The sequence below is a fragment of the Candidatus Zixiibacteriota bacterium genome (assembly GCA_018820315.1).
Classification (GTDB): domain Bacteria; phylum Zixibacteria; class MSB-5A5; order JAABVY01; family JAHJOQ01; genus JAHJOQ01.
Window position 1 is genome coordinate 1 of record JAHJOQ010000095.1, and the last position, 22,930, is coordinate 22,930.

The 22,930-nt window shown below is 50.9% G+C and carries 20 protein-coding genes and 2 pseudogenes; 10 read left to right on the top strand and 12 right to left on the bottom strand.

Going from position 1 to position 22,930, the window contains the following annotated elements:
- Positions 1 to 2,857, bottom strand: a 2,857-nt coding sequence (locus tag KKH67_09195) for a DNA primase (GenBank protein ID MBU1319356.1), incomplete at its 3' end; no start/stop codon positions are given.
- A gap of 82 nt (positions 2,858 to 2,939) precedes the next feature.
- On the opposite strand from KKH67_09195, the gene KKH67_09200 reads away from it, so the two are divergent.
- The 4 genes from KKH67_09200 (at position 2,940) to KKH67_09215 (ending at position 6,124) form a co-directional block, all read left to right on the top strand.
- The gene (locus KKH67_09200; GenBank protein MBU1319357.1) at positions 2,940 to 3,209 is read left to right on the top strand and encodes an excisionase family DNA-binding protein; all 270 of its coding nucleotides are present in this window, start codon (positions 2,940 to 2,942) and stop codon (positions 3,207 to 3,209) included.
- A 2-nt stretch (positions 3,210 to 3,211) separates the two neighbouring features.
- A complete protein-coding gene (locus tag KKH67_09205) occupies positions 3,212 to 3,364 on the top strand; it encodes a hypothetical protein (protein ID MBU1319358.1) in 153 nt (50 codons plus the stop codon).
- Between the two features lie 195 nt (positions 3,365 to 3,559).
- Entirely contained in the window at positions 3,560 to 4,915 is a 1,356-nt protein-coding gene (locus KKH67_09210; GenBank protein ID MBU1319359.1) for a TIR domain-containing protein, read from the top strand.
- A gap of 114 nt (positions 4,916 to 5,029) precedes the next feature.
- The gene (locus KKH67_09215; protein MBU1319360.1) at positions 5,030 to 6,124 is read left to right on the top strand and encodes a DUF4062 domain-containing protein; all 1,095 of its coding nucleotides are present in this window, start codon (positions 5,030 to 5,032) and stop codon (positions 6,122 to 6,124) included.
- A gap of 68 nt (positions 6,125 to 6,192) precedes the next feature.
- On the opposite strand, the pseudogene KKH67_09220 reads toward KKH67_09215, so the two are convergent.
- The 10 genes and pseudogenes from KKH67_09220 to KKH67_09265 form a co-directional block, all read right to left on the bottom strand.
- Positions 6,193 to 6,628 (bottom strand): annotated as a pseudogene (locus tag KKH67_09220) (hypothetical protein).
- Positions 6,629 to 6,943: a hypothetical protein gene (locus KKH67_09225; GenBank protein ID MBU1319361.1), complete on the bottom strand. Its 315-nt coding sequence runs from the start codon at positions 6,941 to 6,943 to the stop codon at positions 6,629 to 6,631.
- A 134-nt stretch (positions 6,944 to 7,077) separates the two neighbouring features.
- A complete protein-coding gene (locus KKH67_09230; protein ID MBU1319362.1) occupies positions 7,078 to 7,665 on the bottom strand; it encodes a sigma-70 family RNA polymerase sigma factor in 588 nt (195 codons plus the stop codon).
- Positions 7,666 to 8,026: 361 nt separating this feature from the next.
- Positions 8,027 to 8,173, bottom strand: a complete 147-nt coding sequence (locus KKH67_09235) for a hypothetical protein (protein MBU1319363.1) — start codon at positions 8,171 to 8,173, stop codon at positions 8,027 to 8,029.
- Positions 8,174 to 8,452: 279 nt separating this feature from the next.
- A complete protein-coding gene (locus tag KKH67_09240) occupies positions 8,453 to 9,973 on the bottom strand; it encodes a sigma-54 factor interaction domain-containing protein (protein MBU1319364.1) in 1,521 nt (506 codons plus the stop codon).
- 306 nt (positions 9,974 to 10,279) lie between these two features.
- Positions 10,280 to 10,717 (bottom strand): hypothetical protein, encoded by a 438-nt coding sequence (locus KKH67_09245; GenBank protein MBU1319365.1) that lies wholly within the window; start codon positions 10,715 to 10,717, stop codon positions 10,280 to 10,282.
- Positions 10,714 to 12,343 (bottom strand): annotated as a pseudogene (locus KKH67_09250) (recombinase family protein). The gene KKH67_09245 and the pseudogene KKH67_09250 overlap by 4 nt, the downstream one beginning before the upstream one ends.
- Positions 12,340 to 12,879 (bottom strand): DUF2924 domain-containing protein, encoded by a 540-nt coding sequence (locus KKH67_09255; GenBank protein ID MBU1319366.1) that lies wholly within the window; start codon positions 12,877 to 12,879, stop codon positions 12,340 to 12,342. Before KKH67_09255 ends, KKH67_09250 begins: the two are co-directional and overlap by 4 nt.
- An 84-nt stretch (positions 12,880 to 12,963) precedes the next feature.
- On the bottom strand, positions 12,964 to 13,164 hold the full coding sequence (locus KKH67_09260) for a hypothetical protein (protein ID MBU1319367.1): 201 nt from the start codon (positions 13,162 to 13,164) through the stop codon (positions 12,964 to 12,966).
- 521 nt (positions 13,165 to 13,685) lie between these two features.
- Positions 13,686 to 14,459 (bottom strand): hypothetical protein, encoded by a 774-nt coding sequence (locus KKH67_09265; protein MBU1319368.1) that lies wholly within the window; start codon positions 14,457 to 14,459, stop codon positions 13,686 to 13,688.
- An 828-nt stretch (positions 14,460 to 15,287) separates the two neighbouring features.
- On the opposite strand from KKH67_09265, the gene KKH67_09270 reads away from it, so the two are divergent.
- From KKH67_09270 to KKH67_09295, 6 genes are all read left to right on the top strand, one after another.
- Entirely contained in the window at positions 15,288 to 17,594 is a 2,307-nt protein-coding gene (locus tag KKH67_09270; GenBank protein MBU1319369.1) for a glycosyltransferase family 4 protein, read from the top strand.
- 14 nt (positions 17,595 to 17,608) lie between these two features.
- Positions 17,609 to 18,643: a glycosyltransferase family 4 protein gene (locus KKH67_09275; GenBank protein ID MBU1319370.1), complete on the top strand. Its 1,035-nt coding sequence runs from the start codon at positions 17,609 to 17,611 to the stop codon at positions 18,641 to 18,643.
- 2 nt (positions 18,644 to 18,645) lie between these two features.
- On the top strand, positions 18,646 to 19,587 hold the full coding sequence (locus KKH67_09280) for a glycoside hydrolase family 130 protein (protein ID MBU1319371.1): 942 nt from the start codon (positions 18,646 to 18,648) through the stop codon (positions 19,585 to 19,587).
- A gap of 69 nt (positions 19,588 to 19,656) precedes the next feature.
- Entirely contained in the window at positions 19,657 to 21,120 is a 1,464-nt protein-coding gene (locus KKH67_09285) for a glycoside hydrolase family 130 protein (GenBank protein MBU1319372.1), read from the top strand.
- 580 nt (positions 21,121 to 21,700) lie between these two features.
- On the top strand, positions 21,701 to 21,982 hold the full coding sequence (locus KKH67_09290) for an RNA-binding protein (protein MBU1319373.1): 282 nt from the start codon (positions 21,701 to 21,703) through the stop codon (positions 21,980 to 21,982).
- Between the two features lie 101 nt (positions 21,983 to 22,083).
- Positions 22,084 to 22,350, top strand: a complete 267-nt coding sequence (locus KKH67_09295; protein MBU1319374.1) for an RNA-binding protein — start codon at positions 22,084 to 22,086, stop codon at positions 22,348 to 22,350.
- Between the two features lie 452 nt (positions 22,351 to 22,802).
- On the opposite strand, the gene KKH67_09300 is transcribed toward KKH67_09295, so the two are convergent.
- On the bottom strand, positions 22,803 to 22,930 hold a 128-nt coding region (locus tag KKH67_09300), incomplete at its 5' end, for an IS630 family transposase (GenBank protein MBU1319375.1).

The following is a 22,930-nucleotide window of genomic DNA, read 5'->3' on the forward strand; positions in this document are numbered from 1 at the left end:
CAACCTCGTCCCTTGGTTTGCCGGACAGTCTCATCAGATACATCAAGCTCAGATAATCGTTGCACCGGCGTTTGCTGTGATTGCCGAGCGTTTGATGCAAGAGCCGCATCACCTTCTCTTGTGCACCATCCCTCATCATAGCGAGCACTCGGCTCGTGCGGATTAGCAAAGCTGAGATGAGCAGGTCACGGCGCTTGCGGATTTCAGCCAGGATCTTCGCCTCGATGAAACAGTCGCTCGCCTGCTCTCCTATTTCAAAGCGGATGATGAACGAGCGCGACTGGATCTCGCCGAGTTCGCCTCCAAGAGGCTCAATGCCTGTGGTGTTCAGTAGGCACTTAGGCCGCTCGACAACCGTCTCGGTGTCCGTGCCGCTTTTGCGCTTCTCTTTGGCGATGCCGGTAACGCTGGTTAGGATGAAGGTTGTCAGGTCCTCGGTCATCTGCCTGACTTCGATGTTGTCGAGGACGATTAGCGGATTTTGTGAACCGTCGGTGTAGTTGGCCGCATCTGTGCTCTTCTTCTGCTGCGGTTCTCCGTAAAGCAGCGCAGAGATCAGTTTGCTCGCAGTGGTCTTGCCCGAGCTTGCAGGACCTTCAAATCGCATCATCGGTCGAGTTCCGGCGAAGTCAAGCAAGAGGAAGCAAGATACCCACTCAAGAATCAGGTCTCGGTTCCCTGGCGCGCAGGTGAGGTTATTGTGAACGAGTTCTGTTAGCATCCGATCGGCTTCCACAAGATTAGCTTTGGGAACGAAATGTATCGGTGCCATCTTGCGGGATCCCTCAAGAATGATGCCATCCTCGTTGCCGCCGTTTTTGATGATCTCCACACCCTTAGGCGTGATTCTGGCAATCTCGTGCTCGGCATTGTTGAGGTTGTAGTACACCGTGTAGTTTGAAACGTCGGAATGCAGCCAGGATGAGTGCTCCCTTACCTCTCCTCTCTCAACCGCCAGATTCGAAAGCACCTCGTAAAACGTGCGCCCGCCGGTTGTCGTCTGTACCATGCCTGTGTGTTTATAGAGTGTCGAGGCATAGAGCCGTTTGCGTCCGCGGTCCGAGCTGTCCATCCACAGAATCGTATCCTCAAAGAACATGAACGGTTCGGCATGGGGAGTGTGGAAGAATTGTGCTCCATGGTCCGTGAACCATTCATATGCTGCCTCCGCGGCAACCCTGTAGTCAGGTGATGGCGTGGCTGCAAGAACCTCATTCAATCTTGCTTTGCAGGATCCAGGCGTGGCGTCGTACGGCCGCATCTCTGCCCTTCGCTGATGTCTCTCCTTGGAGCGCTGTTCCTTTTGGGTTGCCGTAACTTGTGCTCGCAGTGTGGCAAGGGACGGTCCCTGTTTTCCGCATTGATCCCTGATGAGTCTCAAGTGTCTATCCTGCTCCAATGGGGGTAGCTGGCCAATATCGAGGAGTATCGGTTCAAGCAAGCGGATGAGCTTTTCCTCGGATACGTCCGTCGGCAGACTGGAGATGCTGAATTCGAGTGGTGTTTGTGCCCTGGCCAACAACTCCTCGAATTCCAGCACAGTGTGACCTGCCGCGAAATAGTCATTGACGTCGATCTTGGCCTCAGACAACAAGCGCTCTGCATCGCTGATATCATCCGGCGAATGGCCGTCGAGACGGCTCTTAACCTCGTGCGCATCTATCGTTGCGTCTATACCAAATCTCTCATACAATTCACGCCGGGCATTCTCGCGTGGCTCGTCCAGCGGAAGTATCACGACCTTCGCCTGTATCTGATTGCTGGCAAGGACTGAGGCCGTCTTGAGAGCGCCATTCAGTCCGGCCTGAGAAATCTCGTTATCCTGGCAGATGAAAACTGTCTTCACATTCCGAAGACGCGCCACCAACCGTTCCCTGTCCGCCTCACGAATCTGGACGGTCGCAGGCGAGACTGCAGGAAATCCGTGGTCCATGAGTGAGATGCAATCGGTGACCCCTTCGGTGATGATCAGTCGCTCAGGATTGGATAGCAGGCAATCTTCATTGTAAAGATGGCTGTTGTCAATGCAGATAGCGATGTGCTTGTGTTTATTCGTGTCGTGAACCGGCAGCTTCTTGTACTTGCCTTGTTCCCACGGGTTGTCGGGGGTCAGTGGAGTCTTGCGACCGATCATGAAGACCACACGGCCACGGCTCCAGTATGGAAACACGATTCGCCGGTCAAAGAATGGCTGAAGTTCACCCTGCTTCGTGACGCGAAATGCGCCTGACGCTACCAAGTCTTGCGGACTGAAGCCATGTTCTTTGCCGGTCAGTGTGCGGATGATACCTTTGCCATTGCCGTTGTCCGCATAGCCAATGAGCAGCTGCTCCACGGTTTCATCCGAGATTCCGTACTTAGACCTGAACCAGTCGAGCACCTCCTGATTGCTCTTTAGCGCCTGATGATAGAACTTCGCCATAGCCGACAGCACATCGAAGACGCGAAGTTCAATGACGCGCCTGGCCTCTTCTCGTGCCAGTTCATCCGAGGAAAGCCCGTATTTGGCCAGAGGCGGCAGGCCAGCTTTGACCGCCAGGAAATCACGTGCCTTACGATGGCTCTCAGGCATGGAACCCGACTGCCCTCGTGTAACCTGTCCTGACTGGATGAACTCGACAAGCTGGAGCACATCTCCGCCCACGCCGCAGCCAAAGCAATACCAGCCCTGTTTGTCTAGCATGATGTGCAGGGAAAGATGGGACTGGCTCTTGTGGTGAGGGCAGTCGCACTGAAGCAGAATTTCGGATTCGTGCCTGATGCGAGCACCGAACAGTTCACGCGCGACATCACCGATGTCGACCTCTGTTATTCGCCTGTAATAGTCCTTCACGTTGTCCGAGTTCTCTCTCGTCATCTGAATCTCACTCCATGGGCAATCTCATTCCAGTCACCTGTTACTTACCGGAAGGAGCACGATTCTGTCGGAAAGGGAGAAAATGAACTTGCGTTTCTGTCGGGTAATGTCGTATTTTAGCATCAGTCAACAAATATCGATAGGACTGAATGCCATGACGAGCTGGCAAGCGCTGGAAGAGGGGGCGCGACGACTGAAGATCGGCAAGTCCACGGGCGACCGTCTGGCTCGTGAAGGCGATCTACCCGCCCATCGGATGGGCTGGGTCTGGCGGTTTGACGCCGAGGAACTGGATGCGTGGGTGAAGAAACGTCCGTCAAAAGACAATAGGCCGCGCCCACGAAAGGGATGAAAATGTTACGGCGTATATTCGGTAAGGGCCAAGACTTCGATTTGTCAACGTATGAGAATGACTTGACGGTGAGACAGGTGAGAACCGCAATGGTCTATGCTCATGTCCTTAATCGAGGCGGCAAGGGCGTGAATAACCCCGTGGACGACTTGTAGAGGAGAAGCGAGGGTGTTTTATCCGAAACCATATATCACCCAGGCCCAAGGCTTGCATCCGATCTAACAATTTGCAATTACGAAGCTTGTGCCGATTCTGGTATTGCGGTCTTATCCCGCAAATTCGCGGACCATGGGTGTTATGAAGAAACCATATAAACATTGTTAGTCCGACGGAGTATCAGGTTGTAAACAATGGATACGAGAGAACTCATCCTCAAGCTGAAGTACAATCCCAGAGCGGTTCTGGAACTCCAACCGAGGGAGTTCGAAGAAGTCGTCGCTGAACTTCTTGCTGGAATGGGTTGGGAAGTCAATCTTACGCCTCCCTCCCGAGATGGTGGCTACGATATCCTCGCCGTGAGTTCCGATCAGACTCGGCTGCAGACCTCATGGATTGTGGAATGCAAGAAGTACCGGGAGGACAGACCCGTTGGCGTTGAGGTGACCCGGGGTCTCCTCGGGGTGAAGGCGCATATCGGTGTACCTAATGCCATCATAGTTTCGACAAGCGGATTCACCGGTGGCGCCATCGAACTCAGCCAAGCCCGCCACGATCTCCATTTAGTCGGAGCCGATGAGCTTTCAGATTGGATTGATCATTATGCTGTTTCACCCAAGGGAGAGCCTCATTCGACCGCCAAGGCCTTCCTGTCGTGCTTCATCAGTTATTCACACGAAGATGAACCTTTCGCACAGAAGCTGGCCGCTGCCCTCCGACGGAATGGAGTAAGAGTGTGGTTCGCCTCTGACGACATTCGTCCAGGCGAGCGGATTCGGGACCAGATCAAGAAGGCAATCGCAGCATTCGATAGACTGATTTTTGTTCTGTCTGAGAGCAGCATGAAGAGCAACTGGGTAAGAAGCGAAATCCTCGATGCTCTTTCTAGAGAGCAATCAGGGAGTCAGAACGTTCTCTTCCCCATCGGCCTAGCTCCAATTGAGGAGATCCAGAGATGGGAGTCGTTCGATGCTGACTCGGGAAGAGATCTTGCACGGGAGATCCGCTCATATTTCATCCCCGATTTCTCCGGTTGGAAGAATCCGACCTCCTTCGAAACGCAGCTGCAACGTGTGATCAACGCGCTGCATGTTCGTGATCGGCAGGAAGCAACTGATCAGAAGCCATCCATTGACATGTCTGACGGAATCAAGAAGCTCGCCTCATCAAACGTCAGAGGGATTGCCGATAGGCTTTGCGCACAGATAGATGACGTTTTCTCCCAACCCATTGAGAACGCAGACAAAATCCGAATGTTGGAGCGTCTTTTCTGCTCGGAGATCGAGGATTCGCTTGAGAGCATCTCGAGTTGCGAAGACAAACGCCAGAAGGCTGAATCCAAGGGAGAGAAAGCCTCAAATCTAGCGGAGGCGCTTGGCTCCGGGATTACTGGGATAGGCATGGCGAGGATTGCCTGTGACCTGAAGCACAAGAAACACGCTCTTGAGGCTGCGCTTGACGAACTCAGGTTCCTGACCAAAGATAGCAAGGATCTTCCGAATCTGGGTGACTCCCTGAAGAGAGTGGTACGAGTGACGCTTCAAGGGTAGACGAAATGGATCCATGTACCCAAGTGCGGGTTAACAACAGCATGCAGTCGGACGGCCGCTTCGCGGTCGCCGCTGATGCTGAGCGTTAGGCATTAATGTAGGACATGTCTATAAATGGATAAAAGATATCAAATATTCGTAAGCTCGACTTATGCTGATTTGAAAGAAGAGCGTAGCAAGGTGATGCAAACCATTATGGAAATGGATTGTATTCCAGCAGGTATGGAACTATTTCCGGCAAGTGATGAAGAGCAATTCGAGTTTATTAAGCGAATAATTGACGATTGTGATTACTACTTACTAATAATTGGTGGAAGATACGGTTCAATTACAAATGAGGGCATAAGTTTTACTGAGCTAGAGTACGATTATGCGCTATCTCTTGGTTTAAAAGTTATCGCTTTTTTGCATTCAGAGCCAAATAAAATATCAGTTGAAAAGTCAGACATAGACCCTGCTCTTAGACAACGTCTTCAGAATTTTCGAGATAGAATATCAACCGGTAGATTGGTAAAATTCTGGAAAAATGCAGATGAGCTTCCTGGCTTGGTCGCCCTAAGTCTAACAAAGACGATTAAGGCCTATCCTGCTATCGGGTGGGTGAGGGCGAACAAGGCAACAGAAATACAAAATCTAAAGGACAGTCTGCAGGAGCTGATCAAAGGTGGCGTACAAGAATTAGGTATCCAGGAAATCAAAGATAGTCGGAAAAGCTATGGAAACTACTTTACGCAAGTGGCTTCACAGGCAAAAGTTAGTGTTGAAAGTGTTCTTGTTACTGGTGGTTTTATACCTGGTGTTGAACTCTCTGAGCTCATATCTGAATTAAGCCGGGTTCGCTTCCATTTCTATCTGCTTGATCCAGCTTCCAGCCACTTAAAGCAAAGAGAGCAAGATACTAAGGACAAGTATCCGGTTGGAAAAGGAGGTGATGGATATCAAGATATCATCGACTTGACCAAAGAAATTCCTGAAAGAGTGTTTTTAGACTATTACGACGAATACCCGTTTTGGCATTACGTTATGATAGATAATGAAACCCTATATTTAAGCTCTAACCCGCTGGGAGCAATCGGCTATTCGACAAGTCCAGTTTACATCTTGAAGAATAATGGAAATTCAAAGTCACTTTTTGAGCTTCATCGAGAGCATTTAAGGGTGTTATCTAGAAATGCGGAAATAAGAAAGACTATTCTCGATAATGCCTAACAAGCAAATGCACTCGGATTGCAATACCCTCCGCTCTGCTACAGGCATTGCAGCCGGTGATTTGAGCGTTATCCTCTCACTTCCTTCCGGTGAAATCTGAGCAAGTAGCCCTCGACGAATCGGCAGGCCGCCTGCCTGTCGGAGCAGAAGAATACCGAGATGCCGGAGTCGACGACGATGGAAAGAACAGTTCCGAGAACGGCGTTGGGGTGCGCACCGGAGCGGTAACGCCCGCCGAGGATGTCGCTGAGGTCGGCCTCAACGACGATGCACGCGGACGCATACCCGGAAAGGCGCTGGAGTTCCCTCTTGAACCGTTTCCGGGAACGGATGACGGTGGAGACGAAGTCCTCGAGGGTCTTGCGCTACACCGCCACGGAATCCTCATGCCCCTTGACGGAGTAATTCTCCGGCGAAGAGGGCGCGGCAGACGATCTCTGTACAGTCAGACTCGAAAGCGAAGCAGGCTTGACATCGAATAGTTCGTGACCGCTCTTCCTTCAGTCATGCGGCCCCCGCGGCTTTGGGGCTGGGGCTGACAGCGGTACTGTCACCCACACGCACTACTTTGAAGGCCTCTTCCCCAAACTCTCGTGTGAGAAAGCCGGTGAAGATGCGGGAAATTGCCCACCCGACCTCAGTCGCCGCATCGACCACACAGGAGTGTTTCTTCGGGTCCAGGCAGAATGACGCATGCAGGCGAATCATCGACCGGCCATAAAGGAATTCAGTGGCGAGCACCGCCAAGAGCAGGGACTCTTCGACGTCCTGGATCGGGACCTTGGAGTCGAAGCTGTATCTGCAGAGTTCTCGGTTCATGGTGTTTTCTCCATTTCATTCAGTGCGATATGTCAGGGGCGCCCGGGCCGGATGGTGTCGGCAATTGCTTATATGCTGACAATGCATCCGACCCGGTCTATACCTACCGGGGCTTAGCCCTGATCGTCGGGTTGTTATACGTAATCACCCAATCCGGCTTCCTTGAAGACTGTGCGTATCTTCTTGATCAAGTCGTAAATCGTCCCGCGTGGTATACCTGTCTCGCAGGAGATCCTTGTTACGGTGTAGTTCATGAGACGCTGGCACAGTTCGCGCAAATCGGGTGGGAGTTGCTCCATTGCCTGTTGAACGCAAATGGATAGTTCCAGCATCTCAACTACTGGCCGTGATAGCTTACCTGTACGAAGCTGACAGTCTTCGCAGTCGAAAGTCTCCATCCGCTTGACGGAGCAACCCTCATCGTCTTCCAGCAGGTCATCTAAGGAGCAACGGCACAGACGATAGTCCCGGAGGCCTGCTGTCCGAGCTTTAATTATTGTGGCGATTGCGTGGTTAACCACGCGATCAATGAAAGTGCTACGCTGGGCGCGTGCTGGGTTAAATTTCGGAAGCCGGCGAAGCAGGTCGAGTTTGAGTTCTTGTACCAAGTCATCTCGGTCAGATTCGGTGAAGCCGTAACGTCCAATTAACTCCCCCACCTTGTACTCGACGAGTTGAGTGGCATACTCGTCGATTCCTTCAATGCGACTTTTGGATCCCATTTGTCCCTCCTCGAGGCCGAGGAGGAGTTCGTGTGGGTGCCGACTTGTACCGAGAGGGCTGGCCTATATGAAGAGAGCGGAGATGTCATGGGCCGCCGGTATTGACGACACCCACAACAACCTCCGCTCTTCGGCCAGTTAATTGTCTGGTGTTTCTGTTTTTCCTGAAGAGTATCTACACTTAAGCCTTCTCCCTCACAGTCATGCGGACAGGCAAGCCGTCAGCAATTACAAGCTCATCGATTATGAAAGACTGATCTCGATCGAAGATATTGAACAGTTCCGCCCACTCTTCTTTGATGATGAAATCCTCCTTGCCGTGCGATGGATGCGGGCCGTTGTCCTTGCCAATGAGAAACAGTCACAGTACGGTTGGCGGCGGATCGAACTGTGGTTCGCCATCGAGAACAGGAAGTAGCACGATGCGACCATGATTCAGCTTCTGCGCCAGTTCGACTAGATGTATCCTGCCAGAACTCAAACTTGACTTCGTCATTTCTTTCGACACGTAAGTCCTCCGCAGTGTCAATTATGATTCTTAACTTGATGGGGGCTCCGGCGCGTCGGTTGTTAACCCTCACAATTCAGCCGACCAACATCCGATCAATCTCCGAGAGATCCTCCGTTGGCGATCTGTGGCCTGACAATCGCAATCTGTATGCCACAGATACTATAATTGTCTAAGTGATGGAAGGCGACCGCGTTACATGAAGGAGGTTCGGTGCAGAGGCTTAGTAGTTGCGGCAAGAATCCGATTGATTAACACGATCAATTCACATTTCTAGGATCATTTCCCAGTGGTTTTTTCTTGCCAGGCATTTCGATACTTCGCAACTGTCGCTGGATCAGCACCGGTCTGCTGTACTATCGAGGTATTGGTTGCAGTGGGATTTGCTTCGAACAGTCTCCCGAAATACTCGGTCTTGAAATTCTCTAATGCCACTCGGAATTTGTCTTGCGTGTAATCTGATACCTTCGCTGACAGCGGCCGCGGTTGTCTTCTTGAATCATCGGATTTGTGGACTTTCGAATACTGTGGTGCCAAATTCCGGAATGTCTTATTCTTGCCGATATGGTCCGCCAGCAGTCTTAGGTATACTAAACTGGGAGACTGCAAATGACCGGTACTCGCCGAGATAAATGGTACCGCTTGAATACGTGCGCAGACGATGTCCAGAGACAGTGGGACGCCGACGTAGCATTTGTAGCCGAAAGGTAGTTCAGGTACAATTGTACCGTCCACATCTTCCACGAGCCCAGCTGTTTCTTCACCTCCGATATAGTCAAAGAAAGCACTTGAGAATTCTGTCATACACGATCGCAAGTATTCATACCCGGTGCTGGGGAGTTTTTCCTGTTTGATGAACTTCTTCACTTTCTTGTACTCGATCAACTTCTTACGGACGCGGCGGAACACAAATCTCAGCGTATGCTCCAGCTGCCTCACGTTACCGAGCCAGCCATACAAGAGCATGTTCACCACGAAATCAAAAGGCAAGCAAGATATGCGCTCTCTCCCTTCCTGATTTGACTCTACAAGGAAGCGCGCTGTCAGGTACGCGATCTCTGCGAACGTTTTTCGGAGTGGAGCCATCCTGATCGGTATGCCGCACAGTCTGTAGTACAGGTCATCGCGAAACTTGAGTTCCTGCCTGCATTCCGCCTTGTCGATTTCCCGGTTAGTTGCAGCAATAATGCGAACATCGACTTTCATCTGCTTCCCCGCTTCGCCGACTCTCTCATAGCTCCCGTCCTGGAGGAATCGTAGCAGTTTCTTCTGCGCTTCGGGCGTCAAGTCACCGATTTCATCCAGGAACAGTGTGCCTCCGTCTGCAAGCTCAATGGCTCCCTGTCTGTCCTTGTTAGCGCCGGTAAACGCTCCTTTAACATGGCCAAACAACTCCGAAGAAAGAAGCTCAGTTGGAAGTCCCGCCAAATTGGCTTTTTTGAGAGGTCCTTTCCTACTCTTGCTGTGTCTATGGATGGCGTTGCACACAAGTTCCTTACCAGTGCCAGTTGCACCCAGAATGAGTACCGGGTCGTCATTGTCAATACACTCATCAATGGCAAAATACACTCCCTGTTTTGTGATGCCCCACAGTCGATCTTCATCACAATACTCCCGCCATCGTTCTGGATACTGAGCCTGCTCTTCAAGTCCACTCTGATAGGGACTCATCCATCGTGATTTAACGAACCACTCGTATGCCGTTTCGGCGGCTGTTAATCTGTACTCGAGGAATCGCTCATACCTGTCGTTAACCTTGACACGCTGCTTGGTCTGCGTATGTTGGGCCTTCTTAACCATTGCATCAGACATCCGAATCCATATTTGTACAGCAATTGCAAGCCCGTTGCGCCGCCGAGCTAACATCCAGGCATGCCTCGCTATCTACATGTACGGAAACTTGCTCGTGTAGTTTCTCGTTGAGAAGTCTCACTAGCGCCCCCTATCCATGGCAGTGCTTCTCTACGATCTTAAGCGAATGAAGAGCGTCTCGCGAACGCCCGGAAGTTGGATTCATCGCTGAGGAGACAGAAGTAATTTCGGGATTCGTGTTGTCACCTTGTCGCAAGGTGATGAGATTCCGACTAGAATACCCGACCTGATAATCTATTTCAAACGCTCATCATGCAGCTCCAACCACATCTTTCGCTGGCGATTCCAGTAAGGAATTGCGGCAATAGGGCGAACGTCCCTCTCGCGGATTAGATCGTGACCTTTTACAGTGCGGGGCAGAAACAGGAGGGTTTCTTGAATGTCGGGTGCGAGGTTGAGGAGCATCATGATCTGCGTGATCCGAGCGCGCGTCACGTGGCCCAGCCGCGCCAGATAAGCATAGTCTTGCACTTCGCCTCTACGAATCAGCTCATCTAAGCGGATCGCCAGGGCCATCAGCTTCGAGATGCGCGGTATGTTGCCAGCTTCCACGCTTCGGCATGCGACTCGCTGCTGGGCACGATTTCGCCGCCCGTTCTTGGGCTTGAGAGTGAACGAGACCTGCAACTGGGTAAGCTCGACTCCTGCTGTATCTGACCCGCGGCGTTTCATGCTATATCCTCTCTATCACGAAGGTCCGCCTCGGTACACAGTGCCTTGATGCCCAGTGAACGGAAGGTGACGGTCACTTTGCCGTCCCGTCCGTCGTATCCAACACGCTCGATCAGGAGCCTGATAAGCCTGGACTGTTCACGAGGACTCAGCGATTCCCAGACCGGATCAAAGGCGGAAAGCGCCTGGGTCAAGTCTACTTCATCGACAGCTTCTTGCTTGAGCGATAAGACTTCTTCACGGATGGCGATCGTTCGCTGTTCCAGTACACGTATCCGATCCTGCAGATCCGCAAGCTGGTCAGTGACCGCTACTCCGTCAGAAGCAGAGGCCGAAGACACGCTTACAAGCTTCCTGACTCTCGCGTGCGACTTCTTGAGTTCTCGCTCGGAACTCCGCTGCTCAGTTCCCAATTCATCCAGACGCTTTTCGCTCTCTTCTCGTAATTTGGCCAAAGTCGTCCTGACGATCATCTCATTGCTTCCTATCGTCATTGCTTCCTATCGCTCGAATGTGTTCGACTATCGCACTCTCGATTTCCTGAGCATTCACCGATTTAGTTGGGCAAGAAGACCAGCCACGCTGCTGTGCGTTCAGGCAGACGTAATATCGATACCGTTTGTTCTTCTTCTGCGTGTAAGCGTGGATCATGCCTGTGCCGCACGGCACGCAGTGAAGTAGTCCCTTCAGGAGCGCCCCATACTTGTTCCGTACGTCTTTGCCGCCAGTCTGACCATTCCGTCGGAGTGTATCCCGGGCGCGCTGCCACACATCAGCGTCCACAATCCCGTCGTGCTCGCCTTCGTAGATCGTTCCCTTGTAGTCGACTTTGCCAAGGTATGTCACATTCGTGAGCAGTCTGAAAAGGCTGTTCTTGGTGAACGGTTTCCCGCCACGTTCCCGGCCTTTCTTGGTGATCAGCCGCTTGGTCCGCCATCCCCTACGCTCGAGTTCTTGCACTACCAAAATCAGCGACTTGTGCTCCAGGTAGAGTTCGTAAATAGCCCGTACCTGTGTCGCTTCATCCTCGTTAACGACCAACCTGCCGCGTTCCCGGTCCACGTCATATCCCAGGACAGGCTGGCTACCGATCCATTTGCCCTTCTTACGCGCAGCGGACATCTTATCGCGCGTGCGCTCAGAGATGATCTCCCTTTCGAACTGAGCGAAAGAGAGCAGGATATTAAGAGTGAGCCGTCCCATAGAGCTCGTCGTATTGAACTGCTGGGTAACCGAGACGAAGCTCACGCCATGCTTGTCAAACAGCTCCATCATGCGGGCGAAGTCCAGCAGGCTCCTGCTGAGACGATCCACCTTGTAGACCACCACACAGTCGATTTCATCCGCTTCGATATCGGATAGAAGGCGTTGAAGAGCGGGCCGCTCGATGTTGCCGCCGGTGAAACCACCATCGTCGTAGCGCGCCGATAGACAAATCCACCCTTCGTGCCTTTGGCTCGCGACGTAAGCCTCGGCCGATTCCCGTTGGGCATCGAGGCTGTTGAACTCCTGCTCCAACCCTTCCTCGGTCGACTTGCGTGTATAGATGGCACAACGGATGGTTCCACTGGTCACCGAAGCTGACTGGTCATTTAATGACCTATCCTGCACACTATTTCTGCTCATGCGTTCCTCTTCACGGAACTGCGGTTGCCGCCATTACCAGTTCCGCCACCACTGATTCCAAAGAAAAGGAATCCGTTCCACCTGCTGCCGGTGATCTCGCGTGCAATCGCGGAGAGGGATTTGTAGCGGCGATCATTAAACTCGAAACCGCTGTCGAGGACTTTGACCAAGATGTCTCTGCCTTGGAACTCGCGGACGAGAAGCGTCCCCGGCAGAGGCAGCCTTTTATCTCGGGAGGATGAAATACAATTCTTGGTTGTTCTCGCCATCACTTCAGCAGAGCCAAGCCCTGCTGAATCACGCGGTGCACGCATTCGGAGGTCTGCGTCGTTAGCCAACTCCTCTGCGCGCTTACGTGCTCGCTCGGAAAGGTCGCCTTCGGCCAACGCCTGAAGCCGCCAGGCGATGCGCTTTCGGAGAAACTCTTTGTGACGGGAGCGGCTCTCCTCACCGAAGACTTCGAGATACTTCTCCCGGAGTTCTCCTACCGTCATTCGCGAGAGTTCCCGAATCTCCTTGTATGTTGCTGTATTCATCCGAAGCCTCCTCGGCTCAATCTCTTCGCCTGTTGCACGACCTACACCACAATCTGCGGGCGTTAACTCGCTCATACACGTACGCTACAGTCTCCGCGAACAATCAAGTGGTTTCTCCTTAATTGTCTCTGATTCTTCAATGTCCGCCGCATTACGCCGCTCAGTTCCGATATCGGGGTCGAATCTGGCACGTTTTCGCCGACGCATGAAGCCCTTCGCAAGAATCGATGCGATCTCCGCAGTGACCTCCGCGACTGCAACCGGGATGTGTTCCGTTGATTGCATCAGGTCCTCCTTCGCGGGGACCGTAGAAGGGACTGCCGTGGATGCCGTGAGCTGTAGGTGATGATCGTCGTGGACGATCAATGAGCGCCCGCTCGGTACCGCTTGAGAGCGATATCATCGGCACCCACCACGGTCTCCGTTCTCACGGCCGCTTCCGCAGTCTGGTGATCCGCTTATCGCCGGACTCTTATTGTCCGGCTTCCAGCAGATACATACCGGAAAGGAGTTCGGAATGTCGGACAGGGTGCCGTCGTACAACCGGACTGTTAAGCAAGGCAACTCGAATAACGGAGAACGGATACGGATGAGTGACGTGGGGTAGGTGAGTGAGACCACGATAAAAACGACAGAGCATAGACCGGGTCAAGCGGGAGGGTTTGGGGTTAAAAAAAACCGCCCGAGGAGGCGGATAATATTGAAGCTCCCCCATGGGCAACCCTGTTAATGACTGTTCTCAATTAGACACAATGTCACCGCTGACTTTGCCCAGAACACGCAGGTTTTGCCCGATCCACGACATCCTAGCCTTCAAGAGGTGGCTTCAGTGTCGGCGGCGTCTTCTTCTTACAAATTGATGACATTGCCTCAGGTTCGAATGGAATGCCCTGAAACACCTGTCCGTAAGTAGCGACGAGCAAGAAAATTCTCTGGAAGTAGTTGATGACAGTCAGTAGATAGTTGAATGAGATATCAGGTACACCTTCGTCATGGACTATAGCCTTCCGCTTCTTATCAATATCTTCCCAGAGTGCCCCACCTTCATGGATCCAGATGTTTTCCCAGTCGTAGATATGTAGACGCTTCCCCATGTATCTCTTCTTGTCCTTCAGGCTCAACCAACGGAACTTGTCGATTTCTCTTTCTACAATCACACCAAAGATGGACTCACTGTCCGGTGAATCAGCGATGTCGCGGAATGTGAAGGACGGGTTACTCTCTTTGAGAACCTCACGAAAAGTATGTAGGTAGACTCGCAGGACATGACAAAGGAACCTCTCGAATATTGAATAGGATGTCTCCAATAACTGTCGCCGCAACAAAGGTAAACCCTTGCTTATGTCATCAGTTACTCTCTTGACTACTTCTCCTGGCATGATATCGTGCACGACTCTCTGTCCTCCAACGGGATCTATCAGGTATTGTGATGATAACTGAATCATCTCTCTAGTTTCGTCTCGAACGAATTCACCTAAGATGCGCTCATCTGTACACGCTCTCTCGCTCAATCTGTAGAAGTTATAAAGGTGAGATAGTTCTATGCTGTATTCCAGGTAAAGTATTTTCCTTTGCATCATGCGTAATTACCTTTCAATAAGCCCGCCAATTGTCAGGCAGAAAACGGTTGCTCAAGCTCACCCTTGTGCAATCGAGCTGTTAAACAATGATACATGTTAAACGGAGAACGAGAGAATTCGGAGAGGACATTCTCGGTGAGAGTGCGCAACCCCCACGGTTGCACTCTCACCCCGTGTTTTCGTTCTCGAATTGGAGAATCTGCTTCCATGCTTGTGTTGCCGCAACTCGTTATCAAATCAAGACTTAGCGTCATCTCTCGCCTCCCGTTTTTCCCGTTGCGTTGTTAACCTTGTTGCCCTGGAAGGTTCGTGGTTTTCAATCAAGCTCCCCGGACAGAACTATCTTAGAACTTTTGAGCCTTTGGTCGAGTATTTCATGAGTGTGGTTTGAGGCAGCCAAGTCACTTACTCTGCAGCGCTCCCTCCCAGCATCCATGTCATCTAAGTACCCGTTCTAATTGGACTTGATCGAGTAACATAGCAATGAGATTGCGGGAGGGTATATGTCCGGAGCCTTCAAGTCAACGTAAAACGTGGGTCAGGGTACACAGAGGAGACAAAACCGCAAGAAAGCGTTTGTAATCAGACAAACTATGTCGTAGCTTTCAGCGACTTTGGTCCCCAATCTCTGACGGCGCTCAGCGCAGTCAGGAGGTGGGAATAGGGCTTCACGGCTGACCATTTTGTTCGTCACAGAATTCACGAAGGTTGGAGTCTTGGTACCTTCACTTGCTCAAAAGCTCGGAATAGTGCGAGTGGGGATAATATGAAGGCGAAAGAGTGTTACGGAGGGCGAGTTGCCGCGTGATATGAAAATGAGGAGCTTGTATGGCATCTGTTATTCGGTATTATGATGGAGTCGGCTCCGTTGCCGTAATCGGCAACTATTTGCCCCGCCAGTGCGGTATTGCGACATTCACTACTGATCTGGTTGAAGCCTTATCGGCAGAGGCGCCCGATATTAACTGCTGGGCGGTTGCCATGAATGACAAACCCGAGGGATATGCATATCCTGGGAAAGTGCGATTCGTAATCAACCAGAACAGACTTGCCGATTACGGTGTGGCATCGGAGTTTCTCAATATCGGCCAGACTGGTATTGTCTGCGTGCAGCATGAATACGGTATTTTCGGCGGACCGGCCGGCAGCCATCTCCTGAAACTTCTCGGAGAGCTTCGCATGCCGATCGTGACAACGCTGCATACGGTATTGAAAGATCCACTTCCAGAATATCGTGAGGTTATGAACAAGCTGGCTGAACTGTCCGACAAACTTATAGTGATGAGCCAGAAAGCTTGCGATTTCCTCAGAGATGTTTATGCAGTTCCGGAGGCGAAAATCGCCTTCATCCATCATGGCATTCCGGATATGCCTTTCATTGATCCAAACTTTTACAAAGATAAGTTCGGAGTGGAAGGGAAAAAGGTGCTTCTCACATTCGGCCTTCTTTCCCCCAATAAGGGTGTTGAATATGTGCTGCAGGCGCTACCGGCCGTCATCAAAGAACATCCCGATATTACCTACATTATCCTGGGAGCAACACATCCGCATATTATAAAAGAGCATGGGGAGGAATACCGTATCAGTCTGCAGCAGCTCGTACGCAAACTCAATATCAGCGATCATGTCATTTTTCATAACCGGTTTGTGGCACTGAAAGAGTTGTGTGAGTTTCTCGGCGCCGCTGATATATATGTCACCCCTTATCTTGAAGAATGCCAGATTACATCAGGGACGCTCGCCTATGCCATGGGAACCGGCAAAGCAGTTATATCAACTCCGTACTGGTATGCGACCGAGATGCTCGCCGACGGACGGGGAATAATCGTTCCATTCAAGAGCCCCGGTGCCATAGCGGATAATATTAATGACCTCCTTGACAACGATGCGAACCTGCATACCATGCGCAAGAGGGCCTATGTATTCTGTCGCGAAGCTACCTGGAAAGAGGTTTCCCGAAGATATCTCGAGGTCTTCAGCGAGGTTCAGCTCAACCGTTCCCAGCACCCCCGCCCCCGACACACGTATATTGAAAACATCAAATCCATCACAAATTTCGAGCTCCCGGAGATGAAACTTGATCACCTGAAAAGCCTGACCGATGATACTGGCATCTTGCAACATGCCACCCATACCGTTCCGGATCGTGGTCATGGTTACTGCACTGATGACAATGCCAGAGCCATGATGGTTGCTGCCATGGGCCGGGAATATCTGGATACCAGCAGCAAGTGCTTCGATTCGCTCTGCAGCCAGTATCTCAGCTTTCTAATGCACTCCTTCAATGACGAGAATGGAAGGTTCCGCAATTTCATGACCTATGACCGGCAGTGGAGTGAGGAGGTGGGTTCCGAGGATGCTCACGGCAGAGCGCTCTGGGGCCTGGGCGAGTCCGTTGCTTTTCTTGGCAATCCCGGACAGAAGGCTATGAGCATGACGCTCTTCAGTAAAGCAATTAAAGCTGTGGAACACTTCGAATCGCCCCGAGCTATCGCTTTTGCCCTGGTGGGCATTCACGCCTACCTGCAAAAATTCTCAGGCGACAGTGAAGTACGCAGAGTTCGAGAGATCACTGCAAACAGACTTTTCGATCAGTTCAATAGCAACGCAACAGAAAGCTGGCCCTGGCTGGAAAACGCTCTAAACTATGCCAACGGAAAGCTGTCACATGCCCTGCTCCTATCCGGCCAATGGATGCAGCGTAGTGACATGGTCGATATGGGAGTCAGATCGCTCAAATGGTTACTCACTATCCAGACCGAAGACGACCATTTCGTACCCATCGGCAATAACGGGTGGTATGAGAAAGGTGGCACAAAGGCCAGATTCGATCAGCAGCCAATTGAGGCCAATGCTATGATAGGAGCCTGCGTCGAAGCCTACAATATCACGCGAGACAGAATCTGGATCGACAATGCCGCCATGTGCTTTAACTGGTTTCTTGGACACAACGACCTGAATACGCCACTTTATGATCCGAAGACTGGCGGCTGCCGTGACGGGTTGATGGCCGACGGCATCAACCAGAATGAAGGTGCCGAATCGACGCTCGCATGGCTGCTTTCGCTGATGACTTTGCAGAAGCTCCATGCCGACGAGATTCTAAGACAACCATCGTCCCAACCAATCGGTTAGCCTAAAGGACTGGTATGCGCGTTGCGATGCTTTCACCGATTGCCTGGCGCACGCCGCCACGACACTACGGTCCGTGGGAAAGTGTCGTCTCCCTTTTGACCGAAGGGTTGGTTTCGCGCGGCTATAATGTTACCCTTTTCGCAACTGCCGATTCGGAGACAAGCGGCAAGCTGCATGCCGTTTGCGCGCGGGGCTATGAAGAAGACCAGTCTGTTGTGCCAAAAGTATGGGAGTGCCTGCATATTTCGGAGCTCTTTGAGCATGCTGACGAGTTTGATATTGTTCACAACAATTTCGACTTCCTGCCCTTAACCTATACTGGCTTTATCACCACCCCGGTCGTTAGTACTATTCATGGCTTTTCATCGCCCGGGATTCTGCCTGTTTACAAAAAATACAATGGCAAAGTGTTCTATGTTTCCATCAGCGACGCCGATCGGTCGCCAGAGCTTGACTACATCAAGACTATACATCACGGCATAGATATAAGCCAGTTTGATTTTCAGCCTGATCCAGACGATTATCTGCTCTTTTTCGGGCGCATTCACCACGACAAGGGCGCCAGAGAAGCCCTTGAAATTGCCAGGGTTTGCAACAGAAAGCTGATCTTGGCGGGAATCATTCAGGATGATGCCTACTATCGCCAGCACATCGAACCGCACCTGGACAACAACAGTGTTGTTTATGTCGGTAGCGTCGGGCCGGTTCAGCGCAATCAGCTTCTTGGTAAGACAACCGCGCTTCTGCACCCCATCAATTTCAATGAGCCGTTCGGCCTGTCTGTTATAGAATCCATGGCTTGCGGTACTCCGGTGATCGCTTTTAACAAGGGAAGCATGCCCGAACTTATAGAGAACGGCAAAAGTGGTTTTCTCGTGAATACAGTGAATGAGGCGATAGACGCTGTTGCACATATAGGAGATATTGAGAGGGCATGCTGCCGTCGCCGCGTCGAGCAGTATTTCACTACCAGTCGGATGGTTGAAGAGTATATTCAGGTCTATGAGACGATTCTCGAAAAGACGGAAAAAGAGGAGCATCGGCACTGACTATGACTATTAACGATTGCATTATAAAGCGCTACGATAAGAACCCGATTCTCACAAAGGACGATATCCCCTACCCTGTAGTCACAGTTCATAATGCTGGCATCGTCAAACATGACGACCGCTACATTATGCTTTTCAGATCGCACAGGCATAACGGGCGCTCCATCATCGGCAGGGCTGACAGCGAGGACGGTTTCTCCTTCACGGTTCATCCCAAACCCTTTCTCACACCTGCAGTGGACAGTTCATTTGCGGAATATGAAGAGTTCGGAGTCGAGGACCTTAGGATCTGTCCCGTAGAGGACGACTACCTGCTCACCTACAGCGCATATTCACGTAACGGCGTTCGGATTGCTCTTGCGCGTACCAGGGATTTTGATAAAGTTGAACGCATTGCTCTTATAACCCAGGCCGACCTTCGTAACGTCGTCATTTTTCCCGCAAAGTTCGGTGGCCGGTATGTGCGTCTTGACCGGCCGCATTCGGAAATCTCACCCTGGTCTATCTGGATATCCTATTCCCCCGACCTTGTTCACTGGGGCGACTCACGCGTGATTATGAAGCCGGTTCCTTATCACTGGGATGAAATGAAAATTGGGCCCGGTGCGCCGCCTTTCAGAACCGACAAGGGCTGGCTGCATATTTACCATGGTGTGTTTAAGACTATGGCCGGTGCGGTGTATCGCCTTGGAGTGGCCCTGCACGATCTTAATGATCCGGCGAAAATCGTCGGCGTTTCCGATCAGTGGATACTGCAGCCTGAAGCCCCATGGGAGGTGAGCGGCTACGTGCCCAATGTTGTTTTTACATGCGGAGCTGTTCCTGAAGACGACGGTACGGTGAAAATATACTGGGGCGGCGCTGATACCGTCATGTGCGTCGGCACGGCAGTGATTGATGACCTTGTAGAGTTATGTCTTACAAATACCAGGTCAGCACTGTAAGAAAGCAAAGGGACATTCCTAAATCGGAATATTTATCAAGGAACCATGTCTGATGACCGAGAAAGTACTATGCATCCAAAAATCAAACGCAAAAAGAGAAAAATCCTGGGTGAATCCTCACGTGTCATTGCCAGGCTTCATATGCCCGACGGCGCGTATCGCATACCTAAGATCATTCAACGCATAGTTGACTTGCCTGACACAACAGCCGGAAACTTGCTTGAAGAAATTATGCTTGATTTTTCCGAACGGCACAGAGACATCAAACGCGTTTTTAAGCTTCACTTGAATAAGGTAAGAGACTATGTCCCTCGGAATACCGTACTCAGCGAGACCAAAGGGGCTCTTATCGGAGCCTATTTTACCATGGAGTACTCCATTGAATCGGCTGCCCTTTTTAACCCTTCAATTGTTCCCCACCCTGATCAGAGCCAACTTGACAAAGGCAGCTTGCGCTTTATTATGAGCCTGCGGGCAACCGGCGAAGGTCATGTTTCTTCTCTTGTATTTCGCAGCGGTCATCTTGACCAGGACAATACGATTCTCTTTGATCCCATTAGCGAATATGTAGAAACACCGGATCTCCATGTAGATGCGGTTTACGACCGGCATCTTTTCCAGCTGAAGCTCTGCGAAATGGACACCGGCAATGAGATAGCAGCATATGTACTTAATCATCTGCCGGAATTCTTCACCTACAATGAACTAAGGGAGAAGATTGGAGCGCTTACCTCGCAACCCATTTTCTCTGAGGTGCGCCAAAACGAGACCTTCGAGGTCATGTACTGGCTTGCGAATTCCAATTATGAGATGAGTTTCCGACCCGATCACCCAATTTCCGAACGGGTTATCTTTCCGGTTTCGGAAAACGAAAGCAGAGGCATCGAAGACGCCCGGTTAGTGCGGTTCATTGATGACAACGGTGAGGTTACCTATTATGCGACGTATACAGCCTATAACGGCTTTAATATCCTCTCGCAGCTAATTGAAACAAAGGATTTTATCAAATTTAACGTTTTGACCCTCAATGGCAAGGCGGTACAGAACAAGGGCATGGCTCTTTTTCCGCGCAAGATTGATGATCGCTACGTCATGCTCGCGCGCCAGGACGGAGAAAACAATCACATCATGTTTTCAGACAATATCCACTTTTGGCAGGAATCCAGAATCATACAGGAACCAACACACCCCTGGGAATTCATTCAGGTCGGCAACTGCGGCTCACCCCTGGAAACTGATGAAGGATGGATCGTACTCACCCACGGTGTCGGGCCCATGCGTGAGTACTGCATTGGCGCCATGCTGCTTGATCTTGACAACCCTGCAAAAATCATCGCACGCCTGGATGAGCCGTTACTTGCGCCGCGTGAGGAAGAGCGTGAGGGATATGTCCCCAATGTCGTTTATACCTGCGGTGCTATCATCCATAATAACGAGTTGGTTATTCCCTATGCCATGTCTGACGTCATGTCTGGCATAGCAACCGTTGGAGTAAGTGATTTAATCAACTGCATGCGCGTGCTGGCGGATTGATTTTGTCTTGTGATCTCACCATCGTCCAAAAGAGTGGCCGATAGCCGCTCGTCGTTTGAAGCTCCAAGCATGGTCATTTCTAATTCTCCAATGATGTAGGAAGGTACTGTCCCACTCATCGCAATGCTTTGGACACCGTCGTAAAATAGTACACAGTAGCTGCATGGCGTGCTTAGATTTGTCATGTTGTGACTGCAGCGATTTCAAGAATTTCAACGGTAAAGTGAACGAGTTTCGAATCTGATGCCTCCAAGCCTATTCCAGATGATCATTTGCCTTTCGACATTCTGGGTTCGGGAATCCGAACGCCTGCCGGAGGAGGTCAAACGGCTCGCAGAACCTCATGTGCAAAATAAATAAAGAAACAACTTGGAACTTTAGGCAAATATGCCGTTATAGTCAGTGTGAACATGGTTTTCCTTGATTAGTCCACAAAAGCACTATTCGACTCACCGGTCTTATTCCGCTTAAGCATTAATTGGGTGAATACTCGCGCAATAACGCGCATCAACAGGTCTGCCGTCGCGATACTGCATCTGAGCAGAGGTTCGCAGTTCGGTAGACAAAACCGGAGAGTAGAATGAATATCTACATCGGCAATCTGTCGTTTGACGCGACGGAAGAGAAGTTACGCCAGGCATTTGAGAGTTATGGCGAAGTCACAAACGTAAACATGATTACGGACAGAGACACTGGGAGACCAAGAGGTTTTGCCTTTGTCGAGATGTCTGGTCAGAGCGAGGCTACTGCAGCCATCGACGGGCTGAATGGCCAGGACCTCGATGGACGCACGTTGAAGGTCAACGAAGCACGCCAGCGCGAGGATAGAGGAGGCGGTGATCGAGGCCAGAGGCGTTACTAATCATCCATTCAGGTTGATTTTATTGGTAGGAGGGCTTGGCCCTCCTACCTTCCTATCACACATTATGCCGAAATCTCAATGGATCGGCAAGGGAGGTTGCGATGGCAAGTAGCAGAATGTTGGTAACTAACTTCGACAATTCGACCACGGAGGAAGAACTCAAGGAACTGTTCTCTGTTCATGGTAGAGTCAGGCAGGTCGAAATCGTTGGTGTTAGAGGTTTAGGATTTGTGGAGATGTTTAAGAAATCGGAGTCCAAAAAGGCTGTGCTGGCTCTCAACGGTTCCGAATTCAAGACCAGCACACTGAAAGTCCAAGAAGCTCGCCCGTTCAATGACAGCGGCAGAAGACACAATAGAAGGAAATAGAATACGGGCACATCCTGCAGCCATCATGCGATTCACATCCAAGTGCACGGCGCTACCTCACATTTCGATCGAGTTTTGGTCATCGTACTGTGAGTAGTAGTCGCGGATATCCCTAACAATTGACTCCGGACTCTGGTTTTCTCTGGCATTCATGACAAACTCCTCCCTGACATGCCAAGTCTACAAAACCACGTCTTAGTTTCAAATACCAAGAGTTCGGATTAGGTTGAAACGACACAAAGTTCTCCATCGCTCTCACCAACAGATTCACTGAGTCTCATTGCGCACTGACATGACACGCCTTCGTCAAATCAACTGATCTTTTGCGTCAATCTGATTCTGATCGTGGTTTCCGAATGTGTGTAAGTCGTTGAAGTGTAAGATCAAAAGCTCCCCGTGAGCAATCCTCTTCATAACCAATCTCCATTTGGCTATCAATCCCTAGTGTCCCGTCAACCACATAATGTAGGATACAATCTCTTTAGTTTAATCCTGGCATCTTCATTGGTGAAGCGCCAATCTACCTTTGCCTCTATTTCATTTCGCTGTGTTTGCCAGGCGGCAATCTCGCGAGCAAGTG

Excerpts from the sequence above, each read along its gene's own strand:
- KKH67_09210 (MBU1319359.1), top strand. The coding sequence starts at position 3,560 with ATGGATACGAGAGAACTCATCCTCAAGCTGAAGTACAATCCCAGAGCG.
- KKH67_09260 (MBU1319367.1), bottom strand. The coding sequence starts at position 13,164 with ATGCAATCAACGGAACACATCCCGGTTGCAGTCGCGGAGGTCACTGCG.
- KKH67_09230 (MBU1319362.1), bottom strand. The coding sequence starts at position 7,665 with ATGGGATCCAAAAGTCGCATTGAAGGAATCGACGAGTATGCCACTCAA.
- KKH67_09280 (MBU1319371.1), top strand. The coding sequence starts at position 18,646 with ATGACTATTAACGATTGCATTATAAAGCGCTACGATAAGAACCCGATT.
- KKH67_09285 (MBU1319372.1), top strand. The coding sequence starts at position 19,657 with ATGCATCCAAAAATCAAACGCAAAAAGAGAAAAATCCTGGGTGAATCC.
- KKH67_09200 (MBU1319357.1), top strand. The coding sequence starts at position 2,940 with ATGAACTTGCGTTTCTGTCGGGTAATGTCGTATTTTAGCATCAGTCAA.
- KKH67_09255 (MBU1319366.1), bottom strand. The coding sequence starts at position 12,879 with ATGAATACAGCAACATACAAGGAGATTCGGGAACTCTCGCGAATGACG.
- KKH67_09240 (MBU1319364.1), bottom strand. The coding sequence starts at position 9,973 with ATGGTTAAGAAGGCCCAACATACGCAGACCAAGCAGCGTGTCAAGGTT.
- KKH67_09245 (MBU1319365.1), bottom strand. The coding sequence starts at position 10,717 with ATGAAACGCCGCGGGTCAGATACAGCAGGAGTCGAGCTTACCCAGTTG.
- KKH67_09215 (MBU1319360.1), top strand. The coding sequence starts at position 5,030 with ATGGATAAAAGATATCAAATATTCGTAAGCTCGACTTATGCTGATTTG.
- KKH67_09225 (MBU1319361.1), bottom strand. The coding sequence starts at position 6,943 with ATGAACCGAGAACTCTGCAGATACAGCTTCGACTCCAAGGTCCCGATC.
- KKH67_09290 (MBU1319373.1), top strand. The coding sequence starts at position 21,701 with ATGAATATCTACATCGGCAATCTGTCGTTTGACGCGACGGAAGAGAAG.
- KKH67_09275 (MBU1319370.1), top strand. The coding sequence starts at position 17,609 with ATGCGCGTTGCGATGCTTTCACCGATTGCCTGGCGCACGCCGCCACGA.
- KKH67_09295 (MBU1319374.1), top strand. The coding sequence starts at position 22,084 with ATGGCAAGTAGCAGAATGTTGGTAACTAACTTCGACAATTCGACCACG.
- KKH67_09265 (MBU1319368.1), bottom strand. The coding sequence starts at position 14,459 with ATGATGCAAAGGAAAATACTTTACCTGGAATACAGCATAGAACTATCT.
- KKH67_09205 (MBU1319358.1), top strand. The coding sequence starts at position 3,212 with ATGTTACGGCGTATATTCGGTAAGGGCCAAGACTTCGATTTGTCAACG.
- KKH67_09270 (MBU1319369.1), top strand. The coding sequence starts at position 15,288 with ATGGCATCTGTTATTCGGTATTATGATGGAGTCGGCTCCGTTGCCGTA.